12 protein-coding genes and 1 other annotated feature are annotated in these 17036 nt (G+C 44.7%); of the genes, 1 reads left to right on the plus strand and 11 read right to left on the minus strand.

From position 1 onward, the window contains the following. Positions 1 to 8: 8 nt before the first annotated feature. From NQ095_RS17185 to NQ095_RS17200, 4 genes are all read right to left on the minus strand, one after another. The gene (locus NQ095_RS17185) at positions 9 to 2891 is read right to left on the minus strand and encodes a vWA domain-containing protein (RefSeq protein ID WP_258264666.1); all 2883 of its coding nucleotides are present in this window, start codon (positions 2889 to 2891) and stop codon (positions 9 to 11) included. A gap of 133 nt (positions 2892 to 3024) precedes the next feature. Next, on the minus strand, positions 3025 to 4737 hold the full coding sequence (locus tag NQ095_RS17190) for a sensor domain-containing diguanylate cyclase (RefSeq protein WP_258264667.1): 1713 nt from the start codon (positions 4735 to 4737) through the stop codon (positions 3025 to 3027). A gap of 107 nt (positions 4738 to 4844) precedes the next feature. Beyond that, a complete protein-coding gene (locus tag NQ095_RS17195) occupies positions 4845 to 6155 on the minus strand; it encodes a bifunctional folylpolyglutamate synthase/dihydrofolate synthase (RefSeq protein WP_258264668.1) in 1311 nt (436 codons plus the stop codon). 131 nt (positions 6156 to 6286) lie between these two features. Next, on the minus strand, positions 6287 to 8938 hold the full coding sequence (locus tag NQ095_RS17200; protein ID WP_258264669.1) for a valine--tRNA ligase: 2652 nt from the start codon (positions 8936 to 8938) through the stop codon (positions 6287 to 6289). 53 nt (positions 8939 to 8991) lie between these two features. Next, positions 8992 to 9218: a binding site (T-box leader), on the minus strand. A 164-nt stretch (positions 9219 to 9382) separates the two neighbouring features. Between NQ095_RS17200 and NQ095_RS17205 the strand changes: the two genes are divergently transcribed. After that, positions 9383 to 9571, plus strand: coding sequence for a hypothetical protein (locus NQ095_RS17205; protein WP_034760497.1), 189 nt, complete (start codon positions 9383 to 9385; stop codon positions 9569 to 9571). Between the two features lie 35 nt (positions 9572 to 9606). On the opposite strand, the gene ysxE is transcribed toward NQ095_RS17205, so the two are convergent. From ysxE to ccsA, 7 genes are all read right to left on the minus strand, one after another. Further along, positions 9607 to 10635, minus strand: a complete 1029-nt coding sequence (gene ysxE, locus NQ095_RS17210; protein WP_258264670.1) for a spore coat protein YsxE — start codon at positions 10633 to 10635, stop codon at positions 9607 to 9609. Positions 10636 to 10774: 139 nt separating this feature from the next. After that, on the minus strand, positions 10775 to 11974 hold the full coding sequence (gene spoVID / locus NQ095_RS17215; protein WP_258264671.1) for a stage VI sporulation protein D: 1200 nt from the start codon (positions 11972 to 11974) through the stop codon (positions 10775 to 10777). 135 nt (positions 11975 to 12109) lie between these two features. Next, positions 12110 to 13402: a glutamate-1-semialdehyde 2,1-aminomutase gene (hemL, locus tag NQ095_RS17220; protein WP_258264672.1), complete on the minus strand. Its 1293-nt coding sequence runs from the start codon at positions 13400 to 13402 to the stop codon at positions 12110 to 12112. A gap of 55 nt (positions 13403 to 13457) precedes the next feature. Beyond that, positions 13458 to 14432 (minus strand): porphobilinogen synthase, encoded by a 975-nt coding sequence (gene hemB / locus NQ095_RS17225; RefSeq protein WP_258264673.1) that lies wholly within the window; start codon positions 14430 to 14432, stop codon positions 13458 to 13460. A 26-nt stretch (positions 14433 to 14458) separates the two neighbouring features. Then, a complete protein-coding gene (locus NQ095_RS17230) occupies positions 14459 to 15241 on the minus strand; it encodes a uroporphyrinogen-III synthase (protein WP_258264674.1) in 783 nt (260 codons plus the stop codon). After that, the gene (gene hemC / locus NQ095_RS17235) at positions 15241 to 16173 is read right to left on the minus strand and encodes a hydroxymethylbilane synthase (protein ID WP_258264675.1); all 933 of its coding nucleotides are present in this window, start codon (positions 16171 to 16173) and stop codon (positions 15241 to 15243) included. Before hemC ends, NQ095_RS17230 begins: the two co-directional genes overlap by 1 nt. Positions 16174 to 16190: 17 nt before the next feature. After that, a complete protein-coding gene (gene ccsA, locus NQ095_RS17240; RefSeq protein WP_258264701.1) occupies positions 16191 to 17024 on the minus strand; it encodes a cytochrome c biogenesis protein in 834 nt (277 codons plus the stop codon). Positions 17025 to 17036 lie beyond the last annotated feature (12 nt).

Below are 17036 nucleotides of genomic sequence, written 5' to 3' on the forward strand. Positions count from 1 at the left end.
TTTTCACTTTACCACCTGCCATCTATACTTCCCTCTTCTGAGCCAGGACCTCCATCTTCTTCGGAAACCACCTCAAAAATGGCCATGGCTTTTATGTCGGGGTTTTCTTCGGATGTTACAGTGATGGTCGTCACACCTTTACTCTTCGGAATTAGCTTCCACACATCATTTTCCCTTGTAATCTCGACTATCCCATTCCCTGTATCAGTGACAGCCTTAATATTTTTGTTGGTCGCATCCGCAGGATTAAAGATCAAGTTAGAATAAATGTCGAAATCGTTCCCCTCTAGAAGCAGTGTATATTTCGATTTGGTGAATTCCATGCTTTCAAGGTCAACGAACCTGGACTTCACGATAACACGGATATTCTTTTTGAACTTTCCATTTTTCGTTTCTACTTCAACAATATCCTCACCAGGGGATAAACCGGTCATTCTATTGTCCTTGGTAGAATTGACTCTGGTATATTCAGAGTTGATCACCCCGTCATCACCTTGGATTACCTTAACATTGTAATTATTATTTGGCTTTCCAAAAGGAAAGACATCAATATCGAATGACTTCGTTTCACCGACATATAATTCGATGATGGAAGGAACACGTATTAGGTCGTCCCCTTCGATCGAAATGGTTTTCCCGATAATATAATTCTCGAGGGCAAATCCTCCGCTTGCTCTCACCTGGACTTCATTTTCCCCGAACATGTCGAGGGTTTTCATTTCCTGGAGTTCGATGGCAGCCCATCCTTCTATCGGTTCATCCTCATTCAAAATTCGATATTGATAATTCACATCGTCTCCCGGAACACCGGTAGGTAGATAAAATTCAGCCTGATTCGATATGACAGCCCCGTCTTCCAATACTTGCTGGGTTACCGCATCCTTTACCGTCAGAGCAGGAACAAATGATAGTACTGAAATTGATCCATCTTTATACGTGATCGTTAGTTGAGTGGAATCAGCCGTTAATTCCTTTACGGCTTTATTCGGGTAGCCGTTGTTCACTCCCGGCTCGAGAACAGCTACAGTCGTTTCACCCTGCCCTGAGACTCTTACTTTTTTTATCGTCCCGTTAGAATAGCCATCATAAGCGTATTCTTTTTGATCATAATACTGCCGCGTTCTTACTTTTGCACTCAGTTCACTTTGATCAGGATTCAAATTACTGACCACTTTCGTACCATACCTCGAATCAACGTAAGAAACCTTCGGCTGAGGCATCTTTACATTATTGATGGCCCATATGGCCTTCATCTTCATATTGGCCGAAAGTGCGGGCTTGGAAAATGCTCCATTCTCAAAATTCACCCTTTGGGTCAATCTTATGACAGCCGTTCGTTGACCATCCACATTTTCAACTGAAATCCCATTGCCTGCTTCCACTTCCACTCCTTCAGGCAAAGGCTGATAGATGGTGATATCACTCAAATTCCCCTTGGCATTTGGATTTACCAGGCCACCGAACTCCAGCTGATACTTACCCGTAAATGAGCTTGTATCTTTTCCCTGCTCAATAATTAAATTGAACAATTCCTGATTGATTTTATTCAGTTCAAGCTTTCCTGTAACGGAAGCAGGTGCATCGTCTTTTACCTGGATGGTTACCGATTTATTAACAGTATATCTCCAGGCGGATTCTTCTGCTGTTTTGTATCGTATTTTTAAATTATTAAATGTGTACGTGCCTTTCGCCATAAATTCCACAGGTAAAGATAGAGTAATAGGCGACGGTGCTCCCTGGCCCGCTTCATAAACAGTGGAAAGCGGTAAATATACCGTATTATTGACCACTTTATACTGATTGCGGTCCACTGTTACATTTGCCGGCAATGGTACTATTACTTCTCCATCCAATTTAACGGAATTTATTTTATTCGCAAGCTTTTCAAATGCACCCGAGACACTCCCCTCACCTGCTTTGATGAAGCTGCCGGAAGTTTGTGCGGCCAGCATTTGAAGGTATCGGTCGTCAAGGTCGCCTTCCCCGTATCCGAGGGTGTGCATGGTGATTTTGGAGTTGTATAATTCTTTGGATACTTCAAGCCCTTTTTGCTTGATCAGTGCCTGCATCTGCTGACTGTTTGCTTCCAATTCCGCTGGGTTGTACCACCCCGTCTTAAATGAAATGCCATCCATTGAAAATGCGGATGGAATGTATAGAGATTTCAACTTACTATTATCCGGTGAAAATATTTTATGAAGCCATCTGTTGTAATTATATCTGTTTTGGAAATCGTATATCACTTGTTGATCACTCTCGACAATATCTGTTTCACCACAAAAAAACCAAAATGGCCTGGTACATTCTTCTTTTTTTACTTTTTCAACGGCCGTTGCAATCATCGGCTGTCCGTCTGTCAGGAAGATAATGTACTTCTCATTGTTGGAATCTCTCAGCATGTTTTTCGCAGCACGCAGAGGATCTGTATAATTTGTGCCTCCATAAGCAGTGGTATGTAACATAGACGTTTTAATAGAATCGAGGTCATTGCTTAGCGGAAGGATGGTTTCAATCTCCGAAGAAAAGGTAATGAGAGAAAAGCGGTCGTTTGGTTGTTTGTTTTTCTCAAAGAATTGGACGGCACTGGTCAGTCCGTCTTTTGCATTTTGCAATTTATCCCTTGTACTGCTCATCGAGCCTGATTTATCAAAGATAAAAACGACATCGATTGGAGGACGCTTTGCCTCCTTCACTTCCCCTGCAGGAATAATAGTGAAGTCTATAGATGCTTTTGCATTCCCATCGGTCGGCTTCACGATCACCTCTTGTGACGGTGTGGCATTAAAATCCACATGCAAATCTGAATTTTCTTCAGCGTATGTTATGGTCGAATTCACTAGCAGTGTAAGAAACAGGATGAACAGTAATGGAATTTTTGGCTGTATTCTCATAATATCCCTCTTTTGGTTATCCTATAATGCATTCATTATATCAATCTTCAAACTATTTTAATAGGACTTAATACTCACTAAATGATATTTTCAATAAAAAAGGATGTCCACGATTACTTTAGACATCCTTTTCCTATTTCACATACTGCGCCACCCGGTTCCTCCCTGCCTGCTTTGCTCCTGTATACAGGGCACGGTCGGCATGACGGATCAACGCCAATGTATCGTCTGCGTCTTCCGGTGCAGTCGAGACCCCGATGCTCGCCGTGACCCTGACCATCATCTGTTTGTTTGATTCGTCCAGGCTGTCATGGAGCGTGAACGGCTGATTGGCAATCGTGCCCCTGACATATTCTGCGATGCTGAGTGCCTCTTTCCGTTCCGTGTCGGGAAGGAGGATCACAAATTCCTCCCCACCGTATCTTGCCACGGTTCCTTTCGTGGATATCAATGCACGTAAGCGTTCGGCCAGCTGTATGAGGATTTCGTTACCGCTCTGGTGACCATAGTTATCATTGATCACTTTGAAGTGGTCAAGATCCAGCATGATGAGGGAGAGGTTCTTTCTTTTACCTGCCTCAAGATTGTTATATTCCATGGAAAGTAGATCCTCGAAGTAGCGGTAATTGTAGAGACCTGTGAGAGCACATCGTTCACTGTTCTGTTTCGTCCGTTCATGGTGCCTTGCATTGGCAATGGCAATCCCGAAATAGGAGCATAGGATATCGACGATCATCAATTGGAATTTCTCATACGCTTTCTTTTTGGATGAAGCGAGAAGAAGGATCCCTCTCACCTTCTGGCTTCTGACGATGGGCACGCATAACACGCTTTCAACATCCTCCGGCATATAGCCCTCGGCGATGTCGGTCCATTCCGACCGGGACGTATAAAGGACGGACTTCCCCGTTTCCCAAACCACGCCGCTGATTCCCTGATTTTTCTTGAGGGGTCGGAGATTATTCGTTTTCATTTCCCCATTTTCAAAACGTCTGAGCAGTACCAACCCCTCCTCATGGCAATCGAGGATATAGGCATATTCGACAGGGAGGGTCTCGATGATCTTCTCGATGAAGATATCCAGGACTTCTTTGACCTTGAGGCTCTCTGTTAGCTGATGCCCGATTTCCCCTGCTTTTTGGAGGTATTCATTGATTTTCTCGGATGAATTATAGAGCTTTAAGATGATGGAGAGACTGACGAACGGGACTCCAATCAGTAACGAGGCAAACGCCCCGAGTTCAAATGTCAAATAATAGAGTGAGAGAGAAAGAGGGAACATGATCATATTGGCGGTAAAATCCCACACAAAATCCTTACTGTAAAAACGCACGTCATTGTTAGCGACATAATGATGATAGAGAAGGAGGAGGATCTGATTGATCATAATGGATACGATCTGGTAACAAAGGATCGGTAAAATCAGCTGACCGATTTCCCTTTCGGCTATTTCCCCACCGACCATAAAATAGATCAATCCGCTGATACATGAGACCAAAAAGAACATCAATGAATTCAATGGGATCCTGTGCCAGTCGTTCTTCGTCACCCGGAGCCTTATGAGTAAGGGGATGATAGAGAACTGCATCAGTACGATCTCAATAAACAGACCATACTTGATGAACCCGACGAGTGTCACCCACTGGATGAAGAAGATGGTCGCACCGTTGATCACAATGGGCATGAGGGGGATAAACGTGGCAAATGCCACTAATGTAATAAACTCAAGCTCATAACCTGCAATATTTTCAGGGGGATAGTATTGATATGTGAAATACAAACCGGCCGGTACAACCGCAAGCCATGCCAGCAATATGTACAGCTTTTTCTTCAATGGTAACGTCATATCTATCCCCCATAGGTACAATGAATTTAATATAGTCTGATCATACTATACTAGTTAAATAGTCACAAGTTTAAGAATATTTTATCAAAGCACCAGAATAAAGTCACTTACTTTTTTCTGTAATTTTCCAATAAAGGAAGTAAATATGGTTTTACTTCTGATAAAAAGTAGAGGGATCCGGTTATGAGAAGGACATCGTCTTCTTGCATGACCTCGATTTTCTCTTCAAGATACGTCTTCCAATCATGGACTTCCACCTTATTTGGGTGTGTGGAAGCTTCATAAAGTTCTTCCACCGATGCTACCCTCGGGAAATCAAAGGTCGTAAATCCGATATCATCCACTGCTTCTTCCAATTGAGAGATCATCGGCCTTAACTCTTTATCGTGAAGTGCCGAGAAAAGGACGGTCACTTTTTTATAATGGAAGCGCTCCTTGATTGTCTTCACAAGGGCTGCCACTCCTTCTGGATTATGGGCACCATCAATGTAAATCTCACGTGTATCGGATAAAGCCTCCATTCTCCCTGGCCATGATGCCTTTTTTAATCCACTCTTGATGTGTTCAGGTTCTATTTTCATCTCCTGATTTTTCATAAGGAGCTCGGCGACTTTGATGGCAAGTGCTGCATTATGGATTTGATGGGTTCCGAGCATGGAAAGGTCGAACACTTTGTGTTGCAGAGGGGATCTGTATTCGAATCTTTCCCCCTTTTCCAATAAGGCGAGACGTTCGGCAGTAAAATCCTGACCAAGTTGGAATACATCACATTCCCTTTCAAGGGCTGTTTCTTCGATTACATTCCTTGCTTTAGGTTGGAGAACCCCTGAAATGACAGGTACATTGGGTTTGATGATACCCGCTTTCTCAAACGCGATATCTTCCAATCTGCTCCCAAGAAACTGCATATGATCCATTCCGATGCTCGTGATCACGGAAACCATTGGGGTGATGACATTCGTCGAATCCAATCTTCCCCCGAGCCCAACCTCATAGAGGACCAGGTCGACGGGTTTCAATTCGGCAAAATAATAAAAGCTCATGGCCGTAATCACTTCAAATTCAGAGGGAGCACCCCATTCCGATTGTTCCATCATTTCCGCAATAGGCTTAACCTTTTCGACAAGCTGCGTCAAATCCTCATCGCTGATGGGATCTCCATTCATGCTGATCCGTTCATTGAACCGTTCAAAGTAAGGGGAAGTAAAGGTTCCAATGGTGTATCCTGCTTCCTGTAACACATTCCTCAGGTAGGTAACGGTGGACCCTTTCCCATTCGTTCCACCGATATGGACGGTTTTCAGCTTTTGATGGGGGTTCCCGAGTTCCTCCAACAGGTGATTCATCCGCATCAATCCCGGTTTGATTCCAAGTCTGAGTCTTGAGTGTATCCACGTGACCGCTTGATCATAATTCAACAATTTTCCCACTCCCACATAGGCTTCATTAGAAAAAGGGCCACAATCTGGCCTGAATGATGAGGGATACCCCTTATCAAACAGACCCGATTTTATAGCCCTCTCCCTTACCTTTTATTGATTCAGTCACATTAAACCGATTTAAGCTCTTCGATTCTCGCTTTCACAGTCGCTTGTTTCTCTAAATAATCTTTTTCTTTCTCTTTTTCCTCGTCCACTACTTTCTGAGGGGCTTTGCTTACAAACTTTTCATTATTAAGCTTGCCTTGGACACGGGATACTTCCTTTGTCCATTTTTCCAGTTCTTTTTGAAGACGGGCAATTTCTTCTTCGATATTGATCAGGCCTTCTAATGGAAGATACAGGTCCACACCTGTCACGACTGCCGTCATCGCTTTTTCCGGTGCTTCTAATTCTGTGCCCATCTCAAGTCTCTCTGGGTTACAGAATTTCTCGATATACGATTGATTCTTTTCGATGATCGTCAAGGTATGTGCATCTTTGGCTTTCAGCATCAGGTTGATTTGCTTGCTCATCGGTGTGTTCACCTCGGCACGAACATTCCGTACAGAACGGATGATATCAACCAGAAGCTTCATCTCTTCTGCTGCCGCTTGATATGTCAGCTTATCGTCAACCGTCGGCCACGCTGCTAAAGTGATCGATTCGCCTTGATGCGGCAAGTTCTGCCATATTTCCTCGGTAATAAACGGCATGAACGGGTGCAGTAGTCTCATGGTGTTGTCGAGAACATAAGCAAGGATCGAACGGGTCGTCTTCTTCGCAACTTCGTCTTCACCGTATAGAGGCAGTTTCGCCATTTCAATGTACCAATCGCAGAAATCGTCCCATATGAAGTTGTATAGTAAGCGTCCAACTTCACCGAATTCATAACGGTCTGCAAGGCGCGTCACCGTTTCAATCGTTTCATTTAATCGGGTGAGGATCCATTTATCCGCTACGGATTTTTCACCTGATAAATCGATTTCATCATATGTCATGTCATCCATGTTCATCAGTGCGAAACGGGATGCGTTCCAGATCTTGTTCGCAAAATTCCAAACCGACTCAACCTTTTCAAATGAGAAGCGAAGATCCTGCCCTGGTGAGCTTCCCGTTGTCAGGAAGTAACGAAGGGAATCGGAACCGTATTTTTCGATGACATCCATCGGGTCTATACCATTCCCAAGAGACTTACTCATTTTTCTTCCTTCAGCGTCACGAACCAATCCGTGAATCAATACATCTTTGAAAGGACGCTCTCCAGTAAACTCCAGCCCTTGGAAAATCATCCGGGAAACCCAGAAAGGAATGATATCGTAGCCTGTTACAAGGGTACTTGTCGGATAATAACGTTTGAAATCTTCTGCGTTTGTATCCGGCCAGCCTAAGGTAGAGAATGGCCATAGTGCTGAACTGAACCATGTATCAAGTACATCATCTTCCTGTGTCCAGTTTTCCAAATCTTCAGGAGCTTCTTCTCCTACATGTATTTCCCCTGTCTCATTATGGTACCAGGCAGGAATTCTGTGTCCCCACCAAAGCTGACGAGAGATACACCAGTCACGTGTATTTTCCATCCAGCGAAGATATGTGTTTTCAAACCGGTCCGGAACAAAGTTTACTTTATTTTCTTCTTTTTGAAGTTGGATTGATTTTTCCGCCAGGTTATCCATTTTTACAAACCATTGTTTTGAAAGATAAGGCTCCACAATTGCTCCGCTTCGCTCCGAATGCCCAACCGAATGCATATGCTCTTCAATCTTGAACAATACATCGGAGTCCTGAAGGTCCTTCACGATTTGCTTACGGCAGTCAAAACGGTCCATACCGTTATATTTATCAGCCATTTCGTTCATCGTACCATCTTCATTCATCACCAGGATGCGTTCAAGATTATGACGATTACCGATTTCAAAGTCATTCGGGTCATGGGCAGGTGTGATTTTCACCGCGCCGGAACCGAATTCCATATCCACATAATCGTCACCGACGATCGGGATTTCCCGTCCTACGATTGGAAGGATGACTTTTTTACCGATCAGGTACTTGTAGCGGTCATCTTCAGGGTGTACAGCAACCGCAGTGTCCCCAAGCATCGTTTCTGGACGGGTTGTCGCGATTTCAATGTGACCGCTTCCGTCTGCCAACGGGTATCTCATATGATAAAATGCACCCTGGACATCTTTATGGATAACCTCGATATCGGATAGGGCCGTTTTCGTCGCAGGATCCCAGTTGATGATATATTCCCCGCGGTAGATTAAGCCTTTATTGTAAAGATCGATGAATACCTTCTGAACGGCATCGGACAGGCCTTCGTCAAGGGTGAAGCGTTCGCGGCTGTAATCCAGGCCCAGCCCTACTTTCGCCCATTGCTGACGGATGTGCTCGGCATATTCTTCTTTCCACTTCCATGTTTCTTCCACGAATTTCTCACGACCGAGGTCATAGCGTGAAATTCCCTGGCTGCGGAGTTTTTCGTCTACTTTCGCCTGAGTGGCGATTCCGGCATGGTCCATTCCAGGCAGCCATAGTACGTCGTACCCTTGCATGCGTTTCATTCTTGTCAGGATGTCCTGCAGCGCTGTGTCCCAGGCATGGCCAAGATGAAGTTTCCCCGTTACGTTCGGCGGCGGGATGACGATGGTGTACGGTTCCTTCTCCTTATCGTTTGTCGCTTCGAAGAATTTCCCTTCAAGCCACCATTTGTACCGGCCCTGTTCAATGGCATTCGGATCATATTTTGTCGGCATTGATAATTGTTGATCTTGAGTTTCCATGTGATTTCCTCCTATATCGTTCTAAAAAAAAATAAAAAAATCCCCCGTCCTGTGAAAAGGACGAAGGATTCCATTCGCGGTACCACCTTTTTTCTCAGGAGTAAGAAACCTCCTGAACTCTCGACGATTATAACGGCTTTTAACCGGCTTCTACTACTGACATTCATAGAAACAGCTCTTCAGGCGACCTTCCATTGTCTTAACGTAGAAAATCTCTCAGCAAACGATTTTCCTCTCTGAAAGTAAGGACCAATGTACTCTTCCTGTTCATTGCTTTTCATGATTATTTATTTACTCATTATAGTATAGGATAAGATAAACTTTCGTCAATCATTATTGGCATTTTCATTGAAAAATATTCATTTTGCCCATTCATAGGCACCATTTATCAAACGATTCATAAGATAAAGTAGTGAATATACCCAGGAAAGTGAGTGGATGATGATGAAAAAAATCAACCAGTACACCCTACAGAAATGGATGGGCAACGCCCGATTAATATGTAAGCAATTCATCATACCTTTTACCATCTTTCAAGGCATCCGCACGATTCTCTTACCAACCACTTTTGATGTCCTTCTGTTAACCCTGTTTATCGGTATCGGCCTCGCCATTTACTTCGATTGGATTTAAGGAACTGACGAAAGGTGGATTCGTCAGTCCTTTTTTTATTCAGCCTGCTCGGCCTGCTCTTTCTTCTGCTTTTCCATTTCATCCAGACGCATGACCACATATTCGGTATTTTTCAGTAACCAGTAGTGACGCTGCAGCTTCTTTAGTGACTTCCGTTCATTCCGCTTATCCTTCGGGGTATGGAAGTATTTTTCCACAACGGCAATGACGGAGCTCGGATAAGCAAGGTAGCTCATGAACAGGAGCCGCTCTTCATTCCGGACGGTAAAATGCTGAAAGTAGGTGGTCAGCCATTCAATACATTCCTCATAGTATTTAGGATAGGTCTTCAATGTTCTCGACAAAAACGGGAGGAGATCATGAAACGGGGAAGCCATCTTTGAGTTCTCAAAGTTATGAAAATACCCCAGCCCCCTTTCATCGAATAAAAAATGCTCCGTCGAAACCTTTCCATGGGTGATCACGGTCCTTACCTTTTCAAGCTCCTTCGTGTCCTCATACCATTCATCCAGCATTTTACGGGAAAACTTCAATGCTTGTGAAGCATCCTTGTAATACATGCAATAATGAAATTGAAAAGGGGACATGTAGGTGGTCTTTTCACATGCTTCAACGTATTCATCCAGAAACGCCTGCTCTTTATCCCATCTCGATGTCAGCTGCTCATAATGGGATTCTCTCTCTTCCTTATCGATCTTCACTTCATGTGAAGAAAGAGTGTGAAGCCTCGCCAATTCCCTGAACATCTTTTGGTGCTTTTCAAATTGATCTTCTCTTTCCTGGTTCATCAGCCAGGGCATCACATAATATAGATCCCCCTGATTCCACACAGCATAGCGGCCATCCAGGGTGGGATAAATCGGTACGATCCGATTATAGCCCCGCTGAAACAGCATTTGTACATTCCGGACGAAGTCCACTCCATTATGGGCTGGAAGCTGTTTGACGGCCAGAGTGCCTTTATTTGAAAATACTTTCGAAATCCTTCCGTAACTTTCAACAAAATGAGGATCGACCCCATAAGGTTGCAAGACAGGCTTTAATCCCTCCAGCGTTTGCGCCATTCCTCTCACCTTCTAAGATTACTTTTCTAAAGAAAAACGGACCAACTCCAAAGAATTTGGTGTCAGCCCCGTCGTTTCATCTATAATACATTGAGTCTCTTTCTTGGTCCTCTGATGGGAGTGACCTTGCTATTTTCCTTTATCCCTTGAAAACGAACTCACTGTGCGGGATATAAAGAACCTGCCCGGCATATACGTCCTGGTTCGCTTCGAGTTGATTCACCCTTAATAGCTGTGGAATGGTCAAATCATATTTTTCAGCTATATAATCCAGGTTTTCTCCCTCCTGGACGATGCATACCCGAAGAGTCGCTCCCCTTTCCTCTTCTTTCCGGGCAAAGAAATCAGTTAATGAAATGGATTCATACTTCTTTTTGCCCTTGGTCTTTTTCTTTTCTTCCTGTTCTTCCTCCATCTCTGCTTCTACGGCTGATGAGGAAGAAGACTCTTCTTCTTCTATCTCAAGCTCCTTGTATTTCGGTCCAGGAGGCGGTGTATAAGCGGCATTCGGTTCAGCATGCTGCTCCTCGGACGACTCACTCAGCTCATGCTGGGGAAGCTCGAAAACATTTTCTTTCCGGTAGTGGACTTCCTCATAGGAAGGAGCCGGTTGTGTATCATATTGAATCTGAACAGGAATTTCATCTTCCTGTTCACCCGGTGGAGTCCTTCCCTCCAGATTAAACGGTTGATACTCGTCATCCCGGTCCTCTTCTTCCTCGTCTTCTTCAACATAACCCGTGATTTCTTCTTCATCATAGTTCTCGTATTCGTACACATCTTCTCTTTCTTCCTCTTCTTCGGTTTCCACCTCTTCTTCCACATCTTCAGCTACGGCACTTGAACGATAAAGGGGCTCGAATTCTTCTTCTCTCTCATGTTCTGCTTCAAGAGGAGTGTGAGCTTGCTGTTCACCGTAGATGCCGGTGATGGTCAAATCCGCGTTCAGCTTTAAACAGGCATTTTCAGGTACGATGTAGTCAAAGGACTCAACATACACATCGATATCGCCTAAATTCGCGATTCGATTTTTAGGGATTGTGACATCCACCGGGAATCGATGGACAAATTCATATTCACCCCTCTCCCTCTTTTCCACTGTCTGCACGAACTTCCCACCTGCTTCGAACTCATCTTCCTCTTCTTCTCTAAATGATGTCGGTAAATACTCACCAGTCAAATCAAGGCTTCCCCTGATAAGTACATACTGCTCTTGTTCTTGTATCGTTATATGAGGATCTAAGGAGATAGATAGCAATTCTTCAACTTCCTGTCCTTTTTTGAACCAAATTGATTCTTCCAAAGAAAATCGTAAACACGATTGATGTTCTTGTGACAAAGAAAATTCCTCCTTTCAGGTTCCAAACAAAGAAATAGTAAACAATGCCATTATCACTTTATGAAACGGAAAGGAGGAATATGATAGGAAAACGAATATAAATAGCCGATCCTTAAAAAGGATCGGCTATCATTATTACTTTTTGCTGATTTTCTCAAACGCCTTTTCAGCTGCCTGAAGGGTCTTTTCGATATCATCATCCGTAAGGGCTGTCGATAAGAAAAGTCCTTCAAATTGAGAAGGTGGCAGGAATACCCCTTCATGGGCCATTTCCCGGTAGTAATCGGCAAACATCTCCAGATCCGAAGACTTGGCACCTTCGTAGTTCGATACTTCTTCATTTGTAAAGAAGATTCCGATCATGGAGCCTGCACGGTTGATTCTGTGAGGGATGTTATATTTTTCCGCGGCTTTCTTTAAGCCTTCCTCCAGTAGATCCGCTTTGCGGGCAAACTCGATATATGTTTCTGGGGTGAGCTGGCTGAGTGTTTCGTATCCAGCCGTCATGGCTAACGGGTTCCCTGAAAGGGTCCCGGCTTGATAGATCGGTCCGCTTGGCGCGATCCTTTCCATGATTTCCGCTTTCCCGCCGTATGCTCCGACAGGAAGTCCCCCGCCGATGACTTTCCCTAAGCAGGTTAAATCAGGCGTCACATTGTAGAAGCCTTGGGCACAGCCATAGCCGACACGGAAGCCTGTCATGACTTCATCGAAGATCAGTAGGGCACCATGGTTTTCCGTTACTTCACGCAAACCTTCCAGGAAGCCGGGTTTCGGAGGCACAACACCCATATTTCCGGCAACAGGTTCGACGATCACACCGGCGATGTCATCACCATATTGTTCGAAGGCATAGCGGATGCTTTCCAGATCATTGTAAGGCACCGTGATCGTATTCTTTGCAACCCCTTCAGGAACACCGGGACTGTCCGGTAAACCGAGGGTCGCAACACCGGATCCCGCTTTAATTAATAAAGAGTCTCCATGTCCGTGGTAACAGCCTTCGAACTTGATGATCTTATTGCGGCCTGTGTATCCACGGGCCAAACGCAGGGCACTCATCGTCGCTTCTGTACCCGAAGACACCATGCGGACGATCTCAATGCTTGGCACCCGGTCAATCACCAGTTGGGCCAGTTTGTTTTCAATTTCTGTGGGAGCACCGAAGCTCGTCCCGTTTTCGGCCACTTTTTTAATGGATTCCACTACCCGGTCATTGCTGTGACCAAGAATGAGCGGACCCCAGGACAGGACATAGTCGATGTACTCATTCCCATCGATATCATAGATTTTCGATCCTTTTCCTCTTTCCATGAAAATCGGATCCATGTTGACGGATTTGAACGCACGGACGGGACTGTTCACTCCGCCGGGCATCAGGTTTACTGCTTCCTTGAATGCTTGTTTCGATTTCTCATATGAACGCAATATCGGTTCCTCCTTTAGTGATCTTTCAGTCATCCTGACAGGAATTCTCCACCAATTAGGATAACCAGTTCGCGACGTCTTTTGCAAAATACGTAATGATGAGGTCTGCCCCGGCACGTTTCATGCTGGTCAGTTTCTCCATGACGATTTCCTGTTCGTTTACCCAGCCGTTTTGAGCCGCTGCTTTCACCATGCTGTACTCTCCACTTACGTTATAAGCGACAACCGGTGCATTGAAACGGTCTTTCACTTCACGCATGATATCAAGATACGAAAGGGCCGGTTTCACGATAAGGAAGTCGGCACCCTCTTCCATATCCGACTGGGCTTCCCTTAAGGCTTCCAAGCGATTCGCAGGATCCATTTGATACGTTCTGCGATCTCCGAATTGAGGTGTTGAGTGAGCCGCATCACGGAAAGGACCATAGAAGCTTGATGAATATTTCACAGCGTATGACATGATCGGCACATCATGGTAGCCTGCTTCGTCCAGACCGTGACGGATTGCTGCCACGAATCCATCCATCATGTTGGAAGGGGCGATGATGTCGGCTCCCGCTTCAGCCTGGCTGACCGCTGTTCTGGCCAACAGATCAAGTGTCTCGTCATTCAGGACTTTCCCATCTCTGACGATTCCACAGTGACCGTGACTTGTATACTGACAAAGACAAGTATCTGCGATGACAACAAGATCAGGATAACGTTCCTTCACAAAACGCGTTGCCTCCTGGACGATCCCGTGGTCATGATATGCCTGTTTCCCCAACTCGTCTTTTTCTGCTGGAACACCGAAAAGAATGATGGACTTGATCCCGAGTGATACCACTTCATCCATTTCAGCTTGTAAATTATCCAGTGAAATATGATAAACACCCGGCATGGACGGAACGACATTCTTGATATTTTCCCCTTCCACAACAAATAAAGGATAAATCAGATCTTCTTTTCTTAGATGTGTCTCCCGCACGAGCGCACGCATCGTTTCCGATTGACGTAAGCGGCGGTGACGATTGAATTGCAGGTCTTTCATAATAAAAGCCTCCTAATGTTTGATAGCTAACAGGCAGAGATGAATTCTTTCATCTCATTCACCATTTCATTTACAGTATAAACGCTTGGACAGATATTTACATGTAATCCGTATTGTTCTGCCGTGTTTTTTGTGATCGGTCCGATGCACGCAATGGGGATGTCCCTAATGTGATCATACAGAGAATAGTGACGGATGACCTTCATAAAATGATGCACCGTGGATGAACTCGTGAATGTAATGATATCCACTTGTTCTTTTTCAATGATTGTTTTCAACTGCACGAAACTTTCCTCTGGAAGGACCGTTTCATAGACGACCCATTCCTGACAGGTGACTCCTGCGGAGGTTAATTCCGTTGCAATCACATTCCTTGCCAGATTCCCTTTTGGAATCAGGACGTGACCATCAGGCTTCACATTAGATATGAACTCCTCGGCGAAGTCATCGCCTGTGAAATTTTCCGGAACAAAAGAAATCGGTATTCCGTATTTATGACAATACTGCTCCGTCTTGGTCCCGACGGCAGCAAATTTGCCGGTATAAGAGGGTAAAGGGATCCCCAGTCTTTCTAATGCTTCCAGGAAGAACCTCACCCCATTTTTACTGGTGAAAATGATCCATTCGTATGTATGCAGGGTAGTATGAAGCGAAACCTCCAACGGATCTATATGGGGGTGAAAATGAAGGAGCGGTACCAAAATGGGTACCCCTCCCTCGTTTTCAATGAGGGACCCGGTTTCACTGGATCCCTCATTGCCACGAGTAATCAAAACCTTTACTTGTTCTAAAGGCCGCTTACCCTTCATTATTGATCCAGCTCCTCTTTCACCTGATCAATCAAGGCTTTTGCACCTTGCTTTGTTAAGCTTGCAGCCACTCTTTCTCCAACTTCTTTCGGATCCTGACCCGTCATGTATTCTTTGTAGATCGTCTGTCCGTCCGGAGAAGCGACAAGTCCGGTCAATGCAACATCACCGTTGTCTTTTAGCTCCGCAAATCCTGCAATCGGCACCTGACAGCCACCTTCCATTTTATGCAGGAAAGCTCGTTCAGCCGTCACGGTACTCGTCGTTTCTTCACACGCGAATTTCTCAAGCAATTCGAGAACTTCATCGTCGTCATTTCTGCACTCGATGGAAAGGGCCCCTTGACCGACTGCCGGCAAGCAAAGATCCGGATCAAGGAATTCCGTAACGACATCCGACGTCCATCCCATGCGTGACAGTCCCGCCGCTGCCAGGATGATGGCATCATAATCTTCATTTTGAAGTTTCGAGAGGCGTGTATCGATGTTGCCGCGGATCCATTTGATTTCAAGATCGGGTCTGACAGACAGAATTTGAGCCCCTCTCCTGAGACTGCTCGTTCCCACGATCGCTCCACCTGGGAGGTCTTTGAGGGCAACATGATTCTTACTGATAAACGCGTCACGGTGATCCTCACGAACCGGAATGCTTCCGATGGTCAGTCCTTCCGGTAAAACCGCCGGCATGTCTTTCATACTGTGAACGGCCATGTCGATTTCTTTATCCAGCATCGCCTGCTCGATTTCTTTTACGAATAAGCCTTTACCGCCAACTTTGGATAAGGTGACATCCAGGATCTGATCCCCTTTCGTCACAATCTCCTTCACTTCGAAATCGTAAGAAGGGTCGAGTGCCTTCAACTGATCGATCACCCAATTGGTTTGGGTAAGGGCTAATTTACTTCGTCTTGAACCAACAATGATTTTTCTCATAATGACCTCCTGAAAACTTATGAATACCAGAAATGAAATGAAGACAACCGACTAGCTAAGAAAAAGTTGATTAATATAATCAAGAAGGCTGCTACATTAAGAAACGCTAATGATTTACCAAAGACATTCTTTTTAATGCGAAGGTATAAATAACTGCTGTATAAAATCAATAGAATGAATGATCCTACTATCTTTGGATCATACCATAGAAATTCCGGAAGCTTGATGTATGCCCATTGCAGCCCTAAGATCAGGCTCAACAGAAGCATCGCTACCCCGATGGAATTAGAGATATAGGATATCTTCTCAAGCTTGGACAAATCACTGATCCTCCATAACCTCTGCCCCCATTTTTTCTCCTTCAATAATTTAAATTGGAGGAGATAGAGAAGGGAAAACACAAAGGAAAGACTGAAGGCCCCGTATGAGAGGATGGCCATCGTAATGTGAATCAGTAACAGTTCGGATACCATCTGCTCCGCCATCGCCTGGGACTCCACCTGTACCGGTGCGAAAGTATGGATCGCCATGATGATGAATCCGAGTACATTTGTAAAGAAGACAGTGAAATCCACCCTCAGCAATCGGTTGATGATCAGGGACAGGGTGATGAGCACCCAGGCATAAAAATAAAGTCCCTCAAAGATGGTCAGGACCGGAAACCTGCCTGTATTCATCATGTATAGAAATAAAAAGATTGTTTGAAGGACCCAAACAATCGCAAGTAACCAGAAGGCAAACAGGTTCGCCTTCCGGTTTTTGTTTAAGAAATCTATAAAATAAAAGAGAATACTAATAGCATACAGAACAATCATAAGTTCGTGCAGCCTGGTCATCGTTTGTTCAAACATCGACATTAACCT

Origin of the sequence: Rossellomorea sp. SC111, from assembly GCF_024733565.1 — a bacterium.
In the GTDB taxonomy this organism is placed as follows: Bacteria; Bacillota; Bacilli; order Bacillales; family Bacillaceae_B; genus Rossellomorea.

Excerpts from the sequence above, each read along its gene's own strand:
- NQ095_RS17230 (WP_258264674.1), bottom strand. The coding sequence starts at position 15,241 with ATGAAGGGTAAGCGGCCTTTAGAACAAGTAAAGGTTTTGATTACTCGT.
- NQ095_RS17185 (WP_258264666.1), bottom strand. The coding sequence starts at position 2,891 with ATGAGAATACAGCCAAAAATTCCATTACTGTTCATCCTGTTTCTTACA.
- ysxE (WP_258264670.1), bottom strand. The coding sequence starts at position 10,635 with ATGGCGCAAACGCTGGAGGGATTAAAGCCTGTCTTGCAACCTTATGGG.
- NQ095_RS17205 (WP_034760497.1), top strand. The coding sequence starts at position 9,383 with ATGAAAAAAATCAACCAGTACACCCTACAGAAATGGATGGGCAACGCC.
- hemB (WP_258264673.1), bottom strand. The coding sequence starts at position 14,432 with ATGAAAGACCTGCAATTCAATCGTCACCGCCGCTTACGTCAATCGGAA.
- hemC (WP_258264675.1), bottom strand. The coding sequence starts at position 16,173 with ATGAGAAAAATCATTGTTGGTTCAAGACGAAGTAAATTAGCCCTTACC.
- NQ095_RS17190 (WP_258264667.1), bottom strand. The coding sequence starts at position 4,737 with ATGACGTTACCATTGAAGAAAAAGCTGTACATATTGCTGGCATGGCTT.
- ccsA (WP_258264701.1), bottom strand. The coding sequence starts at position 17,024 with ATGTTTGAACAAACGATGACCAGGCTGCACGAACTTATGATTGTTCTG.
- NQ095_RS17200 (WP_258264669.1), bottom strand. The coding sequence starts at position 8,938 with ATGGAAACTCAAGATCAACAATTATCAATGCCGACAAAATATGATCCG.